This window comes from Pseudonocardia lutea (assembly GCF_042658055.1).
GTDB lineage: Bacteria > Actinomycetota > Actinomycetes > Mycobacteriales > Pseudonocardiaceae > Pseudonocardia > Pseudonocardia lutea.
The window spans coordinates 45,885-64,474 of record NZ_JBHSQK010000011.1 but is presented as its reverse complement, the minus strand read 5'-3'; the positions used below and the strand labels follow the sequence as shown (position 1 = coordinate 64,474).

The window sequence follows — 18,590 nt, the reverse complement described above, 5'->3', positions numbered from 1 at the left end:
CCAGGGCGTTCGCGTACTCCGGCCCTGACCCGATCGGCCGAGTCGGCGCCAGTTCGCCAGGTTGCTCCGCCGACGGGATCTACCTCAACTTGATGAAGCTTCACAGACGAAGTGACATTCGGTAACGCGACCACTCGGATGGGCGACAAGCCGGGTGATCGACGTTTGCCGGATCGCTCCCCCTCGGTCCCCGGCCCGTCCCGTCCTCGTGGATGCGCCGTGCCGAGCCGCGACCCCTCGACCGAGATCGACATATCGCCGTGTAGTTGTGGGGGCTTGTAGATCGTGTCGAACCCGCCCGAGGTCGCCGCGCCCGTCGGCGCCCCCGTCGTCCCGGCGCAGCGCAGCAGCTCAGCAGGCCGGCCGGGGCATCCCGTCACCCCTGGGGGCAGCCGAGTCCGCTGGCAGCGTCGCCTGCGCTCGCTGGTGGTCCTGAGCGACGTCGGCATCGTCCTGGTCGCCACGGCCCTGGCCGTCCTCGCCGGCTGGACCAGCATGTACGCCGCCGATCGTGCCCAGCTGATCTGCGGCGCGATCGCCGCCGCCCTGATGCTCGTGGCCATGCCGCTGGCGCGGGCCTGGGACGCCCGGATCCTCGGCGTCGGCAGCACGGAGTTCAAGCGGCTCGGTCGGGCCGTCGCCGGTGCGGCGGTCGCCCTGGGCCTGGGCGGCCTCACCCAGCTGGTCGCCTCGGTCCGGATCTGGGTGTTCCTCTGGGTCCCGCTGATCGGCTGCCTGGTCGCCCTCGGTCGGTTCGCCGTCCGCAAGTGGCTGCACCACCAGCGCCACCACGGTCGCGCCATGCTCTCCGTCCTCGCCGTGGGCGACGAGCACGCGGTCGCCGACATGATCGGCCGCACCCGCCGAGACCCCCACTTCGGCTGGCGCATCGACGGCGTCTGCACCCCGACCGGCCGCGGCCCCGACGGCGCGCCGTCGATCGAGGACGTTCCCGTGGTCGGTGACCTCGACTCGGTCGGCCCGGCCGTGTTCGGCCAGGGCTACCGCGTGGTCTCCGTCTGCCAGGCCCCCGGCTGGGGCCCCCAGCGCCTGCACCGCCTCGCCTGGGAACTCGAGGGCACCGAGACCGAGCTCGCCGTCGCCCCCGGACTCATGGAGATCGCCGGCCCGCGGATGCACATCACCCCGGTCGACGGCCTCCCGCTCCTGCGACTGTCCCAGCCTCGCTTCACAGGCTCGGCCCGCGTCGTGAAAACGGTGGCGGATCGCGCTGCCGCCGGTCTACTACTCCTGCTCGCCGCCCCCGTCTTCCTGGCGATCGCCCTCGCCGTGAAGCTCGACGGCGGCCCCGTCTTCTTCCACCAGGAGCGCGTCGGCACCAACGGCCGCACCTTCCGAATGATCAAATTCCGGTCGATGGTCGTCGACGCCGAGGCGAAAATCGCCGAGCTCCGCGCCGCCAACGAGGCCGCCGGCCCCCTGTTCAAGATGACCCGCGACCCCCGGATCACCAGAGTCGGCGCGGTCCTGCGCAAGTACTCACTCGACGAGCTCCCCCAGCTGCTCAACGTCCTGGGCGGCAGCATGTCCCTCGTCGGCCCCCGCCCGCCCCTGCCCGCCGAGGTGGCCACCTACGAGGACATCGCCCGCCGCCGCCTGCTCGTCCGCCCCGGCATGACCGGCCTCTGGCAGGTCAGCGGCCGCAGCAACCTCTCCTGGGAGGAATCGGTCCGGCTCGACCTGCGCTACGTCGAGAACTGGTCCATGGCCCTCGACCTCACCATCCTGTGGAAGACGATAGGCGCGGTCCTGCGGAGCAGGGGCGCCTACTGAGCGGGGCTCACAGCCGGACCGGACTGGTGGTCACGAGCTTCTTCCACGGTCCGTCCGGCACCCCCTCGTCATCCACGAAGCGCCAGGTGAGGCGGTCGGTGTCGCCGTTGAGCCGGGCGAAGCCGAGACACCCGTTCAGAGCTGGCGACACGTCCATGCCGGCGCCGTTGTAGCGCGCGTTCGCCGGCCGGCCGTCGTCCTCCCCGAAGACGTAGCCGACGTCGTCGTACTCGCCGGGTCCTGCGTCCTGGATCTGGCCGTAGCAGGTCACGCCGGCCCGGGTGAGCTGGACCCACCGGTTCTTCATGTAGCTGAAGGTGCGGTCGTCGGCTCGTCCGGCGTAGCCGGGGTCGTTCGCCCAAGGCACCACCTCGCCCCGCATCCGGAACGCCGACTCGTTGTTGAGGTCGTCGAACGGCAGGTCCAGGTAGAAGGGATTCTCGAGCGGGGTCATGGCGGTCGGGAAGTAGTCGTTCGCCGCCGTGCGCTGCTCCGTCTCGCAGATCCCGTCGGCGACGACCCCATCGCAGCCCCCGTAGCTGGCGAGCCAGTCGGAGTCGTAGGTGGAGATCTCCTGGCTCCCGTCGGAGGCCGTCGCATCGAAGATCTCCCCGACCCAGAAGGTCGTGGCCACGATGTCGGTGTGGACGGGGTAGACACGGCCCGCCGGCACCGGGATCGACTCCGCCTCCGCTCGCGACTCACAGGCGGATACGGAGCCGACCAGAAGGACGAAGAGCACGAGGAGGAGGGAAAGCCAGCGCGGCGTGGGCCGACGAACCATGGTCGGTGAGCGTGCCAGTACCGGCCGTGACGAACAAGGTCACGAACGAAGACGCATCACCCCACGTCGGGGTAACGGCGATCACCGTCTGTCCGAAGTCACCTTTGGGGCCGCGATCAAGCGGACCGCGCCCCGCTTCGACCGACGATCGTCCGTAAGGGAAACGTTGATGCCGACGTGGCTGCTCGTCCTGCTCATCATGGGCGTGAACCTGACACTGTGGGGGACCCTCGGCATCTTCCGCCTCGGCGACGACGCAATCCTGCGGCTGCGTTACGCGCGAGCGGCGCGCCGCCAGGCCGCGGCGCTCCCCGGGCCCCGGCCCTCGCGCCTGCCGGCCCGGGACGGCGGGATCACTGCCGAGGACATCGCCATCCTGGTGCCGGCTCACAACGAGGCGGCGGTGATCGCCGCTGCGCTCGAGTCCCTCCTGAAGCACTTCCCCGCCCGGAACATCCACGTGGTCTCCGACGCATCGACCGACGAGACGGAGCAGATCGCGCGCTCCTACGGAGCATCGGTGGTGCCCACGGGCGCGAGCAAGGGCAAGGCAGGAGCTCTCGACTTCGGCATCCGTCACTTCGGACTGATCGAGCGGTTCGCCGCGGTGATGATCATCGACGCGGACACGCGTCTGACGGAGGGCTATCTCGACGCGGCGCTTCCGCTGCTCGAGGACCCGAAGGTCGCGGTCGTCGCTGGTTGCGCCCAGACCGACTGGGAGACCACCCGGTGGCTCAGCCCCGGCCGCATCGTGGTCGCCCATCGATCGCGGCTGTACGCCGTCGTGCAGCGGTTCGTGAAGTTCGGGCAGGCCGGCCGCTTCGTCAACGCAGTGCAGATCGTCCCGGGCTTCGCCTCCATCTACCGCACCCGAGCCCTGCGGCACATCAAGGTGAACCCACCCGGGGTCGCGATCGAGGACTTCCACATGACCTTCGAGATCTACCGGCAGCGGCTCGGCCGCGTCGGCTTCTCGACCAAGGCAGTCGCACGCACCCAGGACCCGGACTCGCTCCACGACTACGTCAAGCAGACGAAGCGCTGGAGTCTCGGGTTCTGGCAGACCGTCCGCTACTACCGCGGCCGTCCGGACGTCTTCGCCTGGGGCATCGCCCTGCTGATCGTGGAGCTCGTGGTCAGCAGCGTGGTGATGCTGGCGACCGGACTCGGAGCGCTGGTCCTCCTGGCCGCGGAGGCAATGCCCTTCCTCGACGTGTACACGCCGTTCTTCGACGTCCACAGCTGGGTGGTGGCACGCTTCTCGCTGACCGTCTTCTTCTTCGGGATCGTGCTGCCCGACCTCATCATCACGGTGGTCGTGGCTGCGATCGAGCGGCGTGCGGCCTACCTTCTGTACGCGGTCTTCTACCTCCCCATGCGGATGATCGACTCCGCGGTGATTCTCTGGGCCCTCGGGGCCGCCTGGCTCACCTCGTCGTCGGGGGTGTGGAAGAGCCCGACCCGGCGCGCCTCGCCCGCCACCTCGCCCCCGCCCGCCGCACCCGTGGCGTTGCCCCAGGCGCGCCGGCCACCGGTGCCCGCACGACCGCTCGAGGTTGCCGAGGCCGAGAGCAGCCGCAGATGACCCTGGTGCGCCGCAGCGTCCGTCGACGTGTGGCGCGCGTCGTCACACCGGTCGCCGTCATGGGCCTGGTCCTGTTCAGTGCCTGCACCGGGACCGCGCCGGCGCAGGACACGGAGACCGTCGTGTCCCTCTCCTTCGACGACTCCACCAGTGACCAGTTGGCCGCGGCGCAGGTCCTCGATCGGCTCCGGCTCCCCGCAACGTTCTTCGTCATTTCCGGTTACGTCGGCACGGAGGGGTACTTCACCCGCGCAGACGTCGACGCGTTGGCCGAGGCCGGTCACGAGATCGGCGGCCACACAGTGTTGCACCCGCAGCTCGCGCAGGTCTCCGAGGACGAGGCCCGCCGTGAGATCTGTCAGGACCGGCAGAACCTGCTCGAGTGGGGTCACCCACCGCGTCTGCTGGCCTACCCGTTCTCCAGCACGGACGAGTCGGTGGCGGGGGCGGCGCAGTTCTGCGGCTACAACGGGGCCCGCCTCGTCGGGGGCCTCAACATGCTGCGGGACTGCAAGGGCTGCAGCCGCCTGGAGACGATTCCCGCCACGCAGCCGCTGGCGATCCGCACACCGGGCCAGTTCGACCCCACCTGGTCCCTGGACCAGATGAAGCAGCTGGTGCTCGATGCGCGGGCCACCGGCAGGGGCTGGCTCCCGCTCGTCTTCCACCACATCTGCGACGGCTGCACGAACAACGCAGTGTCCCTCGCCACCTTCACCGCCTTCGCGGATTGGCTCGACGAGCAACGCGCGCGGGGTCTCGTCGTCAAGACCATGGGCGACGTCGTCGGCGGACCGATCGGTCCCGTGCCGGACCAGCCCTTCGGAGCTCCGCTCGACGTGCCGGCGAACCGCGACCTCCGGGATCGGCTGCCAGACGGCCGGCCCGTGTGCTGGACGTTCACCCCCAGCGGCGAGAACACCGCCACCATCACGACGGTGCCTGCGCGCGACGGGAGCGTGACGGCGGAACGCATCGACGTGCACGACCACGTCACGGGCGACGCCAAGCTCCTCCCGACCATGGATCTCGGTGAGTGCGCGCCCGTTGCGGCGGCCGACCATCGCTACCGACTCACGACGTGGTACCAGAGCGACGCGGAGGTCCAGTACGCCGTGTACCGGCGCGACCGGACCGGCGGATGGTCCTACTGGACGTCGAGCCCCTTCTTCCAGGCGTCCTCGCAGTGGGCCCAGGCAACCTGGATCACACCGGCGGCGCCTGCCGACACCACCGGGATCTCGTTCGGCCTCTCGCTGTCGACCGACGGCTTCCTGGTCGTCGAGAGCTCCTCGATGACCTCTGCCGTCAACGCGTTCGCCCCGTTCTTCGGCACGCCGCGTCGGCTCGCCTTCAGCGTCGCGACGTCGACGGTCGGCCTCGTGCTCCTGAGCGTCCTGTGGCTGATGTGGCGCCGCCGACAGGCCGAGAGGACCTCCTGACCCGCTCCCCAGCGGGCGGCATTCACAGCTTCACGCTCGGGGCCGGTACCCGTGCCGTCGTCCGTGCGGTCGTCGGCCCGCAGGGAAACCGTGCGGTGGGCGCTGCGCTGCAGCTCTCCTGCGGACGCGACTCCCCCGGGCCTCCCACGACGAAGGCCCGCGAACCCGACGTCGGTGGGGCTCGCGGGCCTCCGGCCTGCGTTCAGCGGGTCACTCAGCCGCTCATCGTCCCCTCACCGAGGAGGATGACCGTGCCGGGCTTGACCTGCGTCGGGCCGGGCACGTAGTTCACGACGGGACCCGTCGGGGCGCGCCGCTGGTCGCGGTCACGGTGCGCCGCCGGTCCGGTCGGCACGTTGCGCGGCTTCCTCGCCTGGGGCGGGACCGGGACGGACGCACCGGGCGGAGCCGCAGCCTGGGCCGCGACCGACGGACCCGGAGCCGGCGTCGGCGTGGTGCCCGACGGCGGGGTCGACGCCGACGGGGCCGCGGCTGCGGCCGCCGAGGGCGCGGCCGTCGTCGGAGCGGCGGTCGTGGTGGGCGCCGCCACCTGCTGCGCCGTGGCCGACGACGTCGACGCAACCGCGGGTGCCCCGTTCGAGTCGTAGGCGGCGTAGTCATCCGTGATGAGCTGGCCGTTGGAGAAGAGGTTGAGCCCGAAGCTCAGCCCCGTCGCCCCGGTCGGCACGGCCGGCGTGGTCCATACAGCCTGAGTGAAGGTGCTGCTGGCTGCGAACCACGGGCTCGACGTCCAGTACACCCACGTCCCGAGACCCGTCCGGTAGTAGACGGCGAACTGGGTCACCGCGGTGGACGTGTACCAGGCGCGCAACGAGTACGTGTGCCCCGCAGTCACGCTCGGTGAGCACCCTCCCAGGTCGAAGGTGGGCAGGAGTTTGGCGTCCCCGTCCTGGTACCCGGCCATGGTGAGCCGCTCGGATTTCGTGCCGGAGTGCGCACCGCTCGTGAGGGTCGCGAAGGTCGGTGTGTTGGTGCCGTACCCACCAGCCATCCAGCAGCTCGGCAGTCCGTTCGTGCCGTTTGTCTCCAGCGACGCGTTCTGCACCGCGTTCACGCCAGGGGCGGGCGGGTTCACGACCGGTCCGTTCACCAGGGGCTTCACCGCGCCGCCGACGGTGTTGCCGACGGTCTGCACCACGGTGTTGTTGGTCGTGGCGCGCGGCTTCAACCAGGTGAGGAACTGGTCGAACACGGACTGCGAGATGCCGAGCGGGTCGCAGCTGTTGGAGGTGCCCGCACAGATGTGGTGGAAGGTGATCTGCACCCAGCCGCCGGTGCGGGTCTCCGCGTTGGTCACGCTCTTCTGAAGGTCAGCCAGGGTCCAGGTGTTGTCGACCTGGTCGAGGGCCTTGGTGTAGTACAGGTCGGGCGGCGGCACGGTCTCCGAGTAGGGGCAACCGGTGCACCCGAACCGGCTCTGGATGTCGCCGAGACCGCGGGCGCTGTTGTAGCCGCAGTTCCTCGCGATCGTCTCGGTCCCGCTGGTCGCCGCGGCGAACGGGTACGCGAAGCTCCTGACCTGGAAGCCCCAGTTCGTCAGGTTCACCCGGTCGTTGCAGATCTGCCGTTGAGCCTCTGCCGTGGGCAGGGTGGTGAGATCGGGGTGGGTCACCGAGTGGCCCCCGATCTCGTGGCCGTCGGCAGCAAGGGACTTCAGGTTGGCGACGGTCATGTAGTTGGGCTGGTCGACGAAGCCGGACGGGATGTAGAAGGTCCCGGCCATACCGTTGGCCTTCATCGACGCCGCCGCGGGCATCTGGTCCGCGTTCCCGTCGTCGAATGTGAGCGACACGATTGTCTTTGGCGTCTGCGCGGACGCCGTCGGGGCCGCGACCAGGGCCAGAGCTGCCGCAGCTGCGAGCGCCCCGATCACCGCCACGAGTACTCGAAGGGACCGGCCGCGACTTCCCGGCGGCCGGAGGGGTCGGCTCTCTCCCACGGTTCTCTCCTACAAGGGTGTGTCATCCCGGCCGTGATCGGTCGGGTCCAACCGGTCAGAGCACGGCGCGGTGCGCCACGCCCCTCGCCCGGTAGGTCGTGTCCAGGACGGACGGGACGGAGTCGAGCCACTCGGGCTCCTCACCACCGTGCAGGGTGTGCACGACCACGAGATCCGGGGCGAACGCCTCGGGATCGCTCTCCGACTTGAGCACGCCGATGCCCTCGACGTACAGCTCGGGGATCAGGGCGTCGTGGTAGCCGACGACGGCGCCGCGCTCGGCGAGCAGGGCCAGGATCTCCAGGGCTGGCGACTCACGGACGTCCTCCACGTCGGGCTTGTACGCAGTGCCGAGCACGAGGATCCGCGCTCCGGCAAGGCTGATCCCCCTGCCGGCGAGCACCTCGAGGCAGCGGTCTGCCACCCGGCCGGGCCGACCGGCGATGCCGTTCATCGCCTGCTCGATCACGGGGCTCGTCACACGCTGACGGCGGAGCTGCCACAGCAGGTAGTGCGGGTCGCAGGGGATGCAGTGCCCGCCGACGCCGGGGCCGGGATAGAACGGCATGAACCCGTAGGGCTTCGTGGAGGCCGCCTCGATGACCTCCATGACGTCGAGCTCGAGCGAGCCGCTGATCTCGGCGATCTCGTTGGCGAGCGCGATGTTCACAGCGCGGAAGGTGTTCTCGAGCAGCTTGGTCATCTCGGCCGCACCCGTCGACGAGACGAGGTGGACCTTCTCGGCGTACGCCCCGAGCACCTCCGCGGCACGGGCTGCGCACGAGGGCGTGGTCCCGCCGACGACACGCGGCACCTCCTCGTGTGCATGGCGGCTGTTGCCCGGGTCGATGCGCTCGGGACTGAAGGCGATCGACAGGTCCTCGCCGGCGCGCAGACCGCGCGCGAGCAGCGGCCGGACCAGCAGGTCCTCCGTGGTGCCGACGTAGGTCGTCGAGGTCAGGATGAGGATCTGACCCGGCACGGCGTTCGCGACGACGGCGGCGCAGGCGCTGCGCAGGATGGCCAGGTCCGGGACCAGGTGGACGTCGACTGGGGTGGGCACGCACACGATGACGGCGCGTGCCTCGGCGAGCCGGCCCGAGTCGCCGGTGAGCGCGAACTCGTCCACCGGGCCGGAGAGCGCATCCCGCAGGCGGACGTGGTCGCTGTCCAGGAGGTCGACGCGACCGGCGGTGATGGCGGCGAGCCGGTCCATGGACACGTCGACCCCGAGAATCCGCTGGCCTGCTGTGTGCAGGGCGAGCGCGGTCGGCAGACCGACGTATCCGAGACCGACGATCGCCACGTCGTAGGCGAAGCTCGGCGCGGAGCCGGCGGACCGCATCAACCGGTTGCCGACGAGGTCGAGGCGGTGGTCCTCGACCGGTTCGACGGGCTGCGGGATGAGCTCGGTGAGCTTGCGTGCGGTCAGCGGTGAGCTGGTCATGTTCGGGATCCCCCCGGATTCACGTGATCCGTCAATTCAGTGCGTTCGACAGCACCGTGCGTGTGCAGCGATGACGAATGCTCCGGCGACTCCCCGACAGGGTCGCGCAGATTTCCGGAAGAACACGATGCCACTGCGACGAAGCGTGAGCAACTGTTTCCACTCCGGAAACCCGGGCCGTGTCGGGTGTTCGCCGGACGGCTGTCCACGAAAGACTTCACCGGCGGCCGACCCCTCGGCCCACAGCATCAAGAGCAACACGGGGTAACAGTCGTCCGAAGCCCGCGGAGCGCTACCTCTGCGGCAGAACTTCTACGTTACGTGATCACTCTTACACGATCAGGCGTATCATGCCGCCATCCGTGCACGTCATAGCACTCCAGACAGCACGTTGTCGAGACAGGACGTAGCGACGACGATCTCGGGCGTGTCACAGCCGACACGTCGCGTCTCAATCGGACCGATTAGCCCGAGAGAGTGAAAGTAGCCGAAGATCGACAACTGTGTGTAACAGGATGCGGGAGTGCGACGACTCCATCGGTGCCCCCGCGGAAGCGTTCCCCTCACCGGCGCCGACTCTGCTCTCCGAGCGCCACAGGTACTGCTTCGCGCGCTATTCGTTCTGCTTTGAAGAGGGTGGGATTCTTGCGCACGCTCGTCACCGGAGGAGCCGGATTCATCGGCAGCGCGCTCTGCGAGCACCTGCTCGATTCGGGCGACGAGGTCGTCGTCCTCGACGACCTTTCCACGGGATCGCTCGACAACCTCTCGGGCGTCATCGAGGATCCCCGCCTGTCCTTCGTGCACGGATCCGTCCTCGAACGGGACGTGCTCGACTCCGTCATGGCCCGGGCGGGCCGCGTGTTCCACCTCGCCGCCGTCGTCGGCGTCCGCCTCATCGTGGACCACCCGCTGCACGGCCTGCGCGTGAACATCCACGGCACGGAGAACGTCCTCGAAGCCGCTCGCACGCACGGCGTCCGGGTGCTGCTGGCCTCGACGAGCGAGGTCTACGGCAAGAACACCGCGGACAGGCTGTCCGAGGACTCGGACCGGATCCTCGGGTCGGCCCTGCTCTCCCGCTGGACCTACGCAGGCGCTAAGGGCATTGACGAGGCCTTCGCGCACGCCTACGCCACCGAGTACGGCGTGCCCCTCGTGATCGTCCGGCTGTTCAACACCGTCGGTCCGCGCCAGACGGGCCGCTACGGCATGGTCGTGCCGAACCTGATCGGTCAGGCCCTGGCGGGCGAGCCGCTGACCGTCTTCGGCGACGGGCAGCAGACCAGGTGCTTCTCCTACGTGGCCGACGTGGTGCCCGCCATGGTCGCCCTGGCCGAGTGCCCCGCTGCGGACAAGCTCGCCGTGAACCTCGGCGGGCTCACCGAGATCTCCATCATGGACCTCGCCCGGCGTATCGTGTCCCGCCTGGACAGCCCGAGCGAGATCCGGCTGATCCCGTACTCCGAGGCCTACGGCCCGGGCTACGAGGACATGCGCCGCCGGGTGCCGGACAACACGCTCGCCGGCCGGCTGGTCGGCTTCCACCCGCGGACGACGATCGAGGAGATCATCGACCGCGTGGCCGCCTCGATGGCCGCCCCGGTCACGAGCGGCTCGGCCGGCACCCATCGCTGAGCCCACGGCTCGCCCGGTCCGGCACGCGGTCCCCCCTCCGGCGCCCGGACCGGGCCTCCCCTCGTCCAGGCCGGTACCGTCGACCGTCGTGTGGGAGACAGGGCGCCACCGCGGTCGTCATGTCCAGCGGCAGCGCACCACGCGGCCCTGGCCGCTCGTGCTGGGACTGGTCCTGGTCCTGGTCGCGGTCGGTGCGATCTGGCTCCCCCGGGCCCTGGCCTGGCGGCCGACCGTGATCGCCGCGGTCCCCTACTGGGACCTCGAGCGTGGTCTGGTCAGCGTCGCGCAGCACGGCAGCTTCCTCGACGAGGTGACGCCCTGGTGGTACGGCCTGGCACCGGACGGCTCGATCGTGTCCGACCTGCCGGGGGGCGCCGACGCCGAGAACACCGCGCTGATCCGGGCCGGGGGCGGCGGGATGCGCCTCGTGCCCACGGTCGCGAGCACCAACAAAGGTGTCTGGGCCCCGCACGTCGTCCATGACATCCTGCAGGACACGCAGCGGATGAACGCGCACACGGACGCGCTCGTGTCGCTGGCCGTCTCGCACGGCTTCGCGGGACTGCAGATCGACTACGAGGACCTCGAGGCGGGCGATCGCGACCTGTTCACCAGCTTCGTCACCATCTTGGCTGCACGGATGCACGAGCGCGACAAGGTGCTGTACGTGACGGTGCACCCGAAGACCACCGACGCGGGCTACGACGCCCGCAACATGGCCCAGGACTACGCGGCGCTCGGGCGGACGGCCGACCGGCTGGTGATCATGGCCTACGACTGGCACTGGCAGGCGAGCGAGCCGGGGCCGATCGCGCCGGCCTCATGGGTCGAGGAGGTCGTGCGCTACACCCTGTCGCAGGTTCCGGCGGATCGCGTGGTACTCGGCCTCGGCCTGTACGGGTACGACTGGGTCGGCGCGCGAGGCGAACCAGTGGTCTGGCGGCAGGTCGAGGACCTCGTCGCGCGAACGGGGGCGACGCCCGCGTGGGACGAGGCGAGCGCATCGCCGCACCTCGAGTACACGCTGGACGGCGCGGTCCACGAGGTCTGGTACGAGGACGCCCGCAGCTTCGACATCAAGCTCGCTCTGGCCGAGAAATACGGACTCGCCGGTGTCGAGCTGTGGCGGCTCGGCGACGAGGACCCGGGCACCTGGACCGTCATCCGCGACCGGGCCACCTGACCCGTGCAGTCAGCTCGCCACGACGAGGACCCAACCGGCACCCTTCGGGGCCACCACCAGTACGGCTCCGGCACCGATGGCCGCGGTCACGTCGGCTGTGGTGGCCGACGGCACGACGCGTACTGCCGTGACCGTCCTGGTGGCGCCGACCTCGGTGATCGTGATCGCGGTGCCGGCGGCGATCCCGTCGAGCAGGCCCGGGGCGCCCAGGCGCGCAACGGTTCCGCCCCCGCTGCGGCTCCAGCCCGTCCCCGTCGGCAGGCCACCGGGGCCTGCGGTCGCCTGGCGCAGGGTCACTGCTCCCTTGGGCAGCGCGACACGCAGAGCGGCCGGGGCCACGGTCGTCGTCGGCGGCGTGGTGGCCGTCGGGCGGGTGGTCACCGCGGTGGACGCGGGCAGGGTCGTCGTCGGAAACGTGGTCGTCGGTGCGCTGGTCGCCGGTGGCTTCGTGGTGGTGCTCGCCGATGGAGGCGTGGTCGGGACCGTCGTCCTCGGCGTGCTCGATGTCAGCGGGGGCGGCGCGGACGCAGACGACCGAGTCGGGGCGGGAGTCGTGCCGGGTGGTGCGGCGGCCGCGCCGGTCGACGGGGACGACGGGGACGACGGGGACGACGGGGACGCCGCCTGCGCTGTCTGCGATCCGTCCGGCGACGTCACGACCAGCCCGCTGCCCCCCTCCGGCCCGGTGCCCGCCGGGGCGACCGGATCGCCGGCCGGCGGAGCGGTGGCGGCGAGCGCGGCAGCGGCGGTGTCCGCCTCCGGCGGCTGGGGTTCGAGCGGGTCGGGCAGGACCTCGGGCAGCGGGGCGCGTGGTGCTTCGAACACCTGCGGACCGGGCTCCTGGGGCTCGGGTTGGACGATGACGGGCGGTTCGGGCTCGACCGGTGCCGCATCGACCGCTGCGGGCCGCGTGGCCCCCACGTAGTCGTCGCCGGGCCAGCGGTACCAGGCGGTCTGCACCGGTTCGCCGAAGGTCGGTGCGTTGACCATGCGGCCGGCCCCGATGTACATGCCGACGTGGTGCACCCGCCCGCCCGGCGCACCGTAGAACACGAGGTCACCGGGCTGTAGCGCGGCTCCGGGCGCCACACGCGGCCCGGTGTGGAACTGGGTGTGGGCGGTTCGGGGAAGGTCGACCTCGGCGGCGGCGTACGAGAAGTGCGTCAGACCCGAGCAATCGAAGCCCGCATCGCCGTTCTCGGGCCCGTCCCCGCCCCAGACGTAGGGCAGGCCGATCTGGGCGAGCGCGGTACGGACCGCGATGCGGGCCCGCTCGTCCGGGAGCGCGCCCGTTTCGGTCGGCTCGGACAGCGTGTCCCGCCCGGCGGGCGTGTCCGTGGTGAACGCCTCGCCGGTGAAGTTGGTGGGGATGTCGACGAGTCCCGGCCAGGCAAGGCCGAACGCCGCTCCCTCCTGGCTGGACGGTTCGGAGCCGTGTGGTCCCGGCCCCTGCGCCACGCCGGCTCCGGCCACGAGGCCGAGGGTGACCACTCCGAGAGCTCCACTGACGACACACCGGCGCTTCCTGATCGGGCGCACGATCTGCTCCACTCGATGGCGCCCTGTCACGCCGCGATCACCTCGGTCATGCGGTGTGGCTCGTCCGGGGGCGAAGCGCCGTTAGCCGATGATCCGGCCTCGTCCGGCGCTGATCCGCATCCACCGGTCGACCGGGCCGAGCAGCCCTTCCGCGGCTCGGGCCGGTCGGTGGCGCTGCATCGCCCTTGCTCAACTCGCGGCGTTCCAGATCTCGGCGAGGAGGTCGCCCTCCGGGGACCGCTCCAGGAGGATCGCCTGGATGCGGTACGGCAGGTCCTGGATGTACGGGATGACGCCGGGGTCCCAGCAGGCGAGTTCGTGGACGATGGCGTCGGCGGAAGCGCCGCGATGCCCCTCGACGAACGACTGCGCGCCGGCCGGGTCCTGGCCGAAGATGAACTGGTGGCCCTGCTCCAGGACCATGTCCCGCACGTGGCCCGCCACGGCTCCCATGTTGCCCGGGGTCGCGGGGACGCCGGCCTCGTCGACGATCGAGTACAGGAGGTCCTCGGTGATCTGCGGCGGCGCGAGTTCGACGACACCGGCCTGGAAGGTCCCGAGGGAGCTCAGTGAGCCGAAGGTCGCCGCGTAGTGACCGATGAGCGGGATCGCGAGGCGATCGGGACCTGAGGTGAGCGGGAACAGCCCGATCTCGGTTCGGCCGTCCTCCGCCCACAGGGTCGCGACCACGAACCTGCCCTCGTCGTCGACGAACGTCACCGTCGCGTCCGGCGCCCGCCCGGCGCCCCGCCAGTACGCCCGCGCGGGGAGGAGCTTCGGCACCCCGGGCTGCCGGTCCGGGATCAGCCGCCGCAGGTTGTCGAGGCAGTCCGGCAGCGCGACCCCGGCGCGTAGTCGGAGCCCGGAGTCGAACACCGCGACCGGGCGTCGCCCTGGTTTTCCCGTTCGCCGGTTGAAGGGAGTCTTCATCGTTCTTCCGAGCGACCAGCAGCGTCGTCGACGGATGGGGTCATTCGTGTTCCTCCTGGTCGGGGCGTGCGGCGCAGGCCGCCGTCGCCGGCGCGGACCTCGCCCGCGGGCGCCGGTGGTGAGCGACCACCGTCCCGCGGCGGGGGCAGCTGCAGCGTGCAGGACCACAGGGGAGATCGGCAGCGGGGTCAGGGCCGCCGGCTCCCCACTGTAGACGAGGTTTGTGGTGAACGTCACGACCGTCCTTCTCGGTCCGTGGGCGACGACATCGACGTCCCTTGATCAGGATTAGCCGAAGATCCTCGACCACGCAGTACGCACATCTGCGTACTTGGCGTCACTGGGCACCGCGTCCGAGTGGTACAGGCTTCTTCTCCTGCGGGCAGGGAGCTGTCGCGGCGTTGTTCAGTCGAGCAGCGCGAGCGCCGGCTCCGCGCGCAGGGGCAGCGCGGAGCCGTCCACCCGCCCGATGAGGTCGGCGGTGCAACAGCTCCGGCTGGGTCTGCCTCCTGCCCACCAGGGCGGGTGGAAGACCGGGAGCCCGTTCTCCGTCGTGATCGTCCACTCGCCCTTCGGATCAGGCGGTGGTGCCCGGCCTCCGCTCGCCCGGCAGGTGCTCGCAGCCGGTCTGCTCGCACTCTCCCGGCCCGTGCTCGGGCACCGGCTCCGACAGCGGGGACAGCGCCGTGCGCACGATCGCCGCGGACTCCCGGTCGAACCAGCCGCGCGCCTTGAACCCCTCCCCGCGCGGCGTGAACCGCACCGCGTCCGCGTTGGCGCACCGTCCCACGGGCGCGGCCCGTCCGGGTCCAGCAGCGCCAACGCGTGCTTCCCCGCCCGGCGCAACGCCTCGGAATCGAGCTGCGCGCCAGCTCGGCGAGGTCCCGCTCCAGCGGCTCCCGGTGATCGGCCTCGAGATGCACGGGCGCACGTCCAGCGTCTGCTGGATCACCCGCACGTGCTCGAACGAGATCTCCGCAGCGGACAGCCCCAGCGCCGTCGACGGCAGCTGAGCCGGGAGCTCCTCCCCCAGCAACGACCGCTCCGGCACCACCGCCCGCACAGCGCGCACCCGAGCCTTCGCCACAGCCGCGGGCACCCGCTGCGTCGACTGCAACAGGTCCGCCGTGTCCCGGAACCCGTGCTCCGCAGCCAACCCCCGCGACTCCACCTCGCCGGTCACCGCGAGCATCCGCGCATCGATCGCCTTCCGCGCCGCCTGGACATCGGCGACGACAGCGAGGAGCTCCTCGTGCGCCATCTCCGCCCACCTGGTCACGTCCGAAACAGATGACGAACAGTGCGGGTGAGTCGCGACAGGCAGATCGCGTTCTCGTGCCGCCGGGGACGCCGCAAGCCTGCCCTGTGTCGATACTCGTTCAGATTCTCGCAACTCAGCAAAAACATCAACCTCTTCACGTATCACGGAAAGGGGTAGATCCACAAGTATCTTCGACCGGATACCCGGCCAGTCCGCTCGCCAGAACCGTCAACGCCGTTCGTCACCGCAGCACACGTCGAAGCAAGAGCCGTGTAACGGAGTGCGTACAGTCCGCGAGCACCTTCGGTCGAGATCACCGCATCCGCGATGAGCTCGAACCAGTTCCAGCACTTTCGGTGATCGGTGGCCGTGCAGGTCTTCCGACCATCCGGCCGCCCCAACGACATCGTCACGGCGGCCCACGACAGGAGGAACGATGAAGGTACTGCGGGCGCTGTTGACCAGCGCCGTCTTCGCTACTGCCGGCCTGCTCGCCGTGGCTGGTTCAGCGCAAGCCGCTCCACCACAGGCTGTGGTGGTCGAGGACAGGATCTTGCCTCAGGGCGACTACTGCACGAACTTCGCTGTGCATGTCGTGGTCTACAGCGCGTCGAGCGATGAACACCATCCCGGTTTCGCCACTGGCCCAGGCTACGCCGTGGTGACGAATACGACTTCGAACAAGTCGATCAGGTATAACGTCAGCGGCCCCGGAACGTTCACGGTGAACCCGGACGGGGGATTCAGCGTCAGCGCAAGGGGCACCAACCTGTTCTGGACCACCAAGGCGAACAGCTACCCGGGTGTGCCGCAGATTTCCTACACAAGCGGCCCCGTGAGCTTCACGGTCGCCGGGTCGGGGAAGACAACGGCATACAGCCACAGCGGAGCCACCACGGACGTCTGCGCCGCTCTGAGCTGACGACGAACCGCGCCAGCGCCCGACTTCATTCCTTGGGCTGGCAAGACCGGACCGACATGGCGGTCCGCGCCCATTTCGGTGAGGCCGGCCCGCGCGGTGCCCCTGGCTACCTTCCGAAATCAGGGGCACCGCGCCGGATCGTGATCGATCCCGACCGTGTGCTCCCTGTCCAGGTCCTCGTGCGGGGGCACTTCCTCCCCACCCCACCTCTTGACGAGCGGGTGTGCCGGGTCGACCCCCCGCACCCGTCCCGCACCAGAGCGAGCTGGTGGGCAGCCGCGGAAGGAAGACCGCGGGGCATCAGCACGCCGACCAGGTGCATCCTCGCGACGAGGGTGTCGAGGTGCTCCTCCCCCAGCTCCCGGATCCGCCGCTCGAGGACGTCCCGGGAGATCGTCTCGGCAGCGGGAAGCCGCCCCTGAAAGGGGTAGACCAGCCCCAGGGCGTCGAGGCTCCGCATGGTCTCCACCTCGTGCGGACCGAGGACCTCGGTGTGCAGATCGAGCGCGGCAGCCGAAGCACGCGCAGCCGAGTCGAGCCGGCCGCCGAGTCGCAGCAGCCAGGCGGTCAGCGCCGCGCACCGGAGCTCGTCGGCGCCGACCTCCCCGGGTCAGCGCCTCGAACCGCGGCAGCAGATCGAACGCCTCCATCCACCGACTGGCGAGCCCGAGCACCCAGATCCGCCGGTGAATCGGGGCGAGGGAGTGTGGGTGGTGCTCCCCCAGCACCAGGGCGGTGTCCTGCAGAACCCGTGAACTTTCCGCGAGTGCGGTGGACACGCGCCCCGCCGTTCCCACGACCCACACCAGGTGCTCCCGCGTCGCGAGGGTGTCCGGGTCACCAGGTCCGTACACCCGTTCCCGCACAGCGTGGATCTCCTCCAACGCCGCCTGCGCCGCCGCCAGGCGTCCGGACAGCGCCTCGACGACCGCAGCGCCGTGCCGAATCTCCAGCACCAGCCGGTCCTCGTCGCCAAGCAGCAGGGCGGCGTGCGGGCCAAGCGCGAGAACCGGGCCCGGGCGTCGGCGAGCCGCCCCCGTCGGGTCACGACCCGGGCCAGGTAGTGCCGCGTGGTCAGAGTGGCCAGGTGATCGTCTCCCAGCCCTCGCCGACGATCGGCCAGCAACGTCACCACGCACACCTCTCGTCTCCATCCCGACGGCGGTGCACCCACGCGTCGAGCGATCAGTAGTCCTTGCCGTGCACGGGGCAGAGCCAGCCGTGCTGGTTGCAGTTCTTGCGGCACTGGTCGAAGCGCCCGCCGCCGGTTCCCCGGCAGACCTCGCATCGCGTCATCCGCACCGACTTACGGCAGCGGCCGCAGTACCTGTCCTGGGTCATCACGCAGTCCTCTCCGGAGGTTCAGTTCCAGATCGACGCGAGGAGCTCGCCGTCCGGCGAGCGCTCGAGGAGGATGGCGCGGATCCGGTACAGGAGGTCCTGGACGTACGGGAGCACGTCGGGGTTCCATGTCGCGAGGTCGGTGAGGACGGTGCCGAGATCCGCCTCTCGGTGCTGCTCGATGAAGTGCGGCGCGTAGCCCGGGTCCTGGCTGGTGATGAACTCGCTGCTCTTGAGGAGGACCATGGTCTGCATCTGGTCCGCGAGGACCTGGAGGTTCTCCGGCTGGACCGGATACCCAGCCTCCTCCAGGGTCGAGTTCAGCAGGTGTTCGGTGAGCCGGGGCGGCCCGAGCTCGACTGATCCGGCCTCGAAGGTGCCGATGGAGCTGAGGGAGCCGAAGGTCCCGGCGTAGTGGCCGATCAACGGCAGCATGAGCCGATCCGGGCCCGAGTCGAGGGGGAAGAGCCCGAACTGCGTCGTGTCTCCCTCCGCCCAGAAGGGTGCGACGACGAACCGGCCCTCGTCGTCGAAGAAGGACCCGAAGGCGTCCGGCGGACGCTCGGCCCCGAGCCAGGCCGCGTCGGCCGGCAGGAGCTTCGGAATTCCCTGCCGCGGCTCCGGGAGCAACCGGCACAGGTTGTCCAGGCACTGGTCGAGGTCGACTCCGGCCCGCATCCGCCGCCCGGAGTCGAGGACCAGGACGGGACGGCGGACCGGGATGTCCGCGGCACCCGCCCGTCTGCTGAAGAAGCCCATGG

15 protein-coding genes and 1 pseudogene are annotated in these 18,590 nt (G+C 70.3%); 7 read left to right on the top strand and 9 right to left on the bottom strand.

The genetic code is table 11. The features are described from left to right. The first annotated feature begins 285 nt into the window (after positions 1-285). Positions 286-1,794 (top strand): sugar transferase, encoded by a 1,509-nt coding sequence (locus tag ACFQH9_RS06630; protein ID WP_379565006.1) that lies wholly within the window; start codon positions 286-288, stop codon positions 1,792-1,794. Between the two features lie 7 nt (positions 1,795-1,801). Here ACFQH9_RS06630 and ACFQH9_RS06625 read toward each other — a convergent pair whose 3' ends face one another. Then, positions 1,802-2,467 (bottom strand): hypothetical protein, encoded by a 666-nt coding sequence (locus ACFQH9_RS06625; RefSeq protein ID WP_379565005.1) that lies wholly within the window; start codon positions 2,465-2,467, stop codon positions 1,802-1,804. 109 nt (positions 2,468-2,576) lie between these two features. On the opposite strand from ACFQH9_RS06625, the gene ACFQH9_RS06620 reads away from it, so the two are divergent. Beyond that, on the top strand, positions 2,577-4,166 hold the full coding sequence (locus ACFQH9_RS06620; protein ID WP_379565004.1) for a glycosyltransferase family 2 protein: 1,590 nt from the start codon (positions 2,577-2,579) through the stop codon (positions 4,164-4,166). Further along, entirely contained in the window at positions 4,163-5,608 is a 1,446-nt protein-coding gene (locus tag ACFQH9_RS06615) for a polysaccharide deacetylase family protein (RefSeq protein ID WP_379565003.1), read from the top strand. The genes ACFQH9_RS06620 and ACFQH9_RS06615 overlap by 4 nt, the downstream gene beginning before the upstream one ends. Before the next feature lie 214 nt (positions 5,609-5,822). Here the strand turns inward: ACFQH9_RS06615 and ACFQH9_RS06610 are convergent, their stop codons facing one another. Next, entirely contained in the window at positions 5,823-7,502 is a 1,680-nt protein-coding gene (locus ACFQH9_RS06610; protein WP_379565203.1) for a polysaccharide deacetylase family protein, read from the bottom strand. Positions 7,503-7,623: 121 nt separating this feature from the next. Next, positions 7,624-9,015: a nucleotide sugar dehydrogenase gene (locus ACFQH9_RS06605; protein ID WP_379565002.1), complete on the bottom strand. Its 1,392-nt coding sequence runs from the start codon at positions 9,013-9,015 to the stop codon at positions 7,624-7,626. Between the two features lie 645 nt (positions 9,016-9,660). Here ACFQH9_RS06605 and ACFQH9_RS06600 point away from each other — a divergent pair. Continuing rightward, positions 9,661-10,653: an NAD-dependent epimerase/dehydratase family protein gene (locus tag ACFQH9_RS06600; RefSeq protein ID WP_379565001.1), complete on the top strand. Its 993-nt coding sequence runs from the start codon at positions 9,661-9,663 to the stop codon at positions 10,651-10,653. 88 nt (positions 10,654-10,741) lie between these two features. Further along, a complete protein-coding gene (locus ACFQH9_RS06595) occupies positions 10,742-11,836 on the top strand; it encodes a glycosyl hydrolase family 18 protein (RefSeq protein ID WP_379565000.1) in 1,095 nt (364 codons plus the stop codon). Positions 11,837-12,736: 900 nt separating this feature from the next. Here ACFQH9_RS06595 and ACFQH9_RS32190 read toward each other — a convergent pair. The 3 genes and pseudogenes from ACFQH9_RS32190 to ACFQH9_RS06580 form a co-directional block, all read right to left on the bottom strand. Next, positions 12,737-13,078 (bottom strand): annotated as a pseudogene (locus ACFQH9_RS32190) (C40 family peptidase); the annotation flags it as partial. A 486-nt stretch (positions 13,079-13,564) separates the two neighbouring features. Next, the gene (locus tag ACFQH9_RS06585; protein ID WP_379564998.1) at positions 13,565-14,305 is read right to left on the bottom strand and encodes a hypothetical protein; all 741 of its coding nucleotides are present in this window, start codon (positions 14,303-14,305) and stop codon (positions 13,565-13,567) included. Positions 14,306-14,882: 577 nt separating this feature from the next. After that, a complete protein-coding gene (locus tag ACFQH9_RS06580; RefSeq protein WP_379564997.1) occupies positions 14,883-15,584 on the bottom strand; it encodes a DUF222 domain-containing protein in 702 nt (233 codons plus the stop codon). Between the two features lie 418 nt (positions 15,585-16,002). Between ACFQH9_RS06580 and ACFQH9_RS06575 the strand changes: the two genes are divergently transcribed. Then, positions 16,003-16,488, top strand: coding sequence for a hypothetical protein (locus tag ACFQH9_RS06575; RefSeq protein WP_379564996.1), 486 nt, complete (start codon positions 16,003-16,005; stop codon positions 16,486-16,488). A 106-nt stretch (positions 16,489-16,594) separates the two neighbouring features. Here ACFQH9_RS06575 and ACFQH9_RS06570 read toward each other — a convergent pair whose 3' ends face one another. Then, positions 16,595-17,044, bottom strand: coding sequence for a tetratricopeptide repeat protein (locus ACFQH9_RS06570; protein ID WP_379565202.1), 450 nt, complete (start codon positions 17,042-17,044; stop codon positions 16,595-16,597). Positions 17,045-17,357: 313 nt separating this feature from the next. Here ACFQH9_RS06570 and ACFQH9_RS06565 point away from each other — a divergent pair, with 313 nt between their 5' ends. Beyond that, positions 17,358-17,552: a hypothetical protein gene (locus tag ACFQH9_RS06565; protein WP_379564995.1), complete on the top strand. Its 195-nt coding sequence runs from the start codon at positions 17,358-17,360 to the stop codon at positions 17,550-17,552. A 121-nt stretch (positions 17,553-17,673) separates the two neighbouring features. Here ACFQH9_RS06565 and ACFQH9_RS06560 read toward each other — a convergent pair whose 3' ends face one another. Together ACFQH9_RS06560 and ACFQH9_RS06555 are read right to left on the bottom strand one after the other, a co-directional pair. Beyond that, positions 17,674-17,829, bottom strand: a complete 156-nt coding sequence (locus ACFQH9_RS06560) for a hypothetical protein (protein WP_379564994.1) — start codon at positions 17,827-17,829, stop codon at positions 17,674-17,676. A 21-nt stretch (positions 17,830-17,850) separates the two neighbouring features. Next, the gene (locus ACFQH9_RS06555; RefSeq protein ID WP_379564993.1) at positions 17,851-18,588 is read right to left on the bottom strand and encodes a hypothetical protein; all 738 of its coding nucleotides are present in this window, start codon (positions 18,586-18,588) and stop codon (positions 17,851-17,853) included. Between the last annotated feature and the right edge of the window lie 2 nt (positions 18,589-18,590).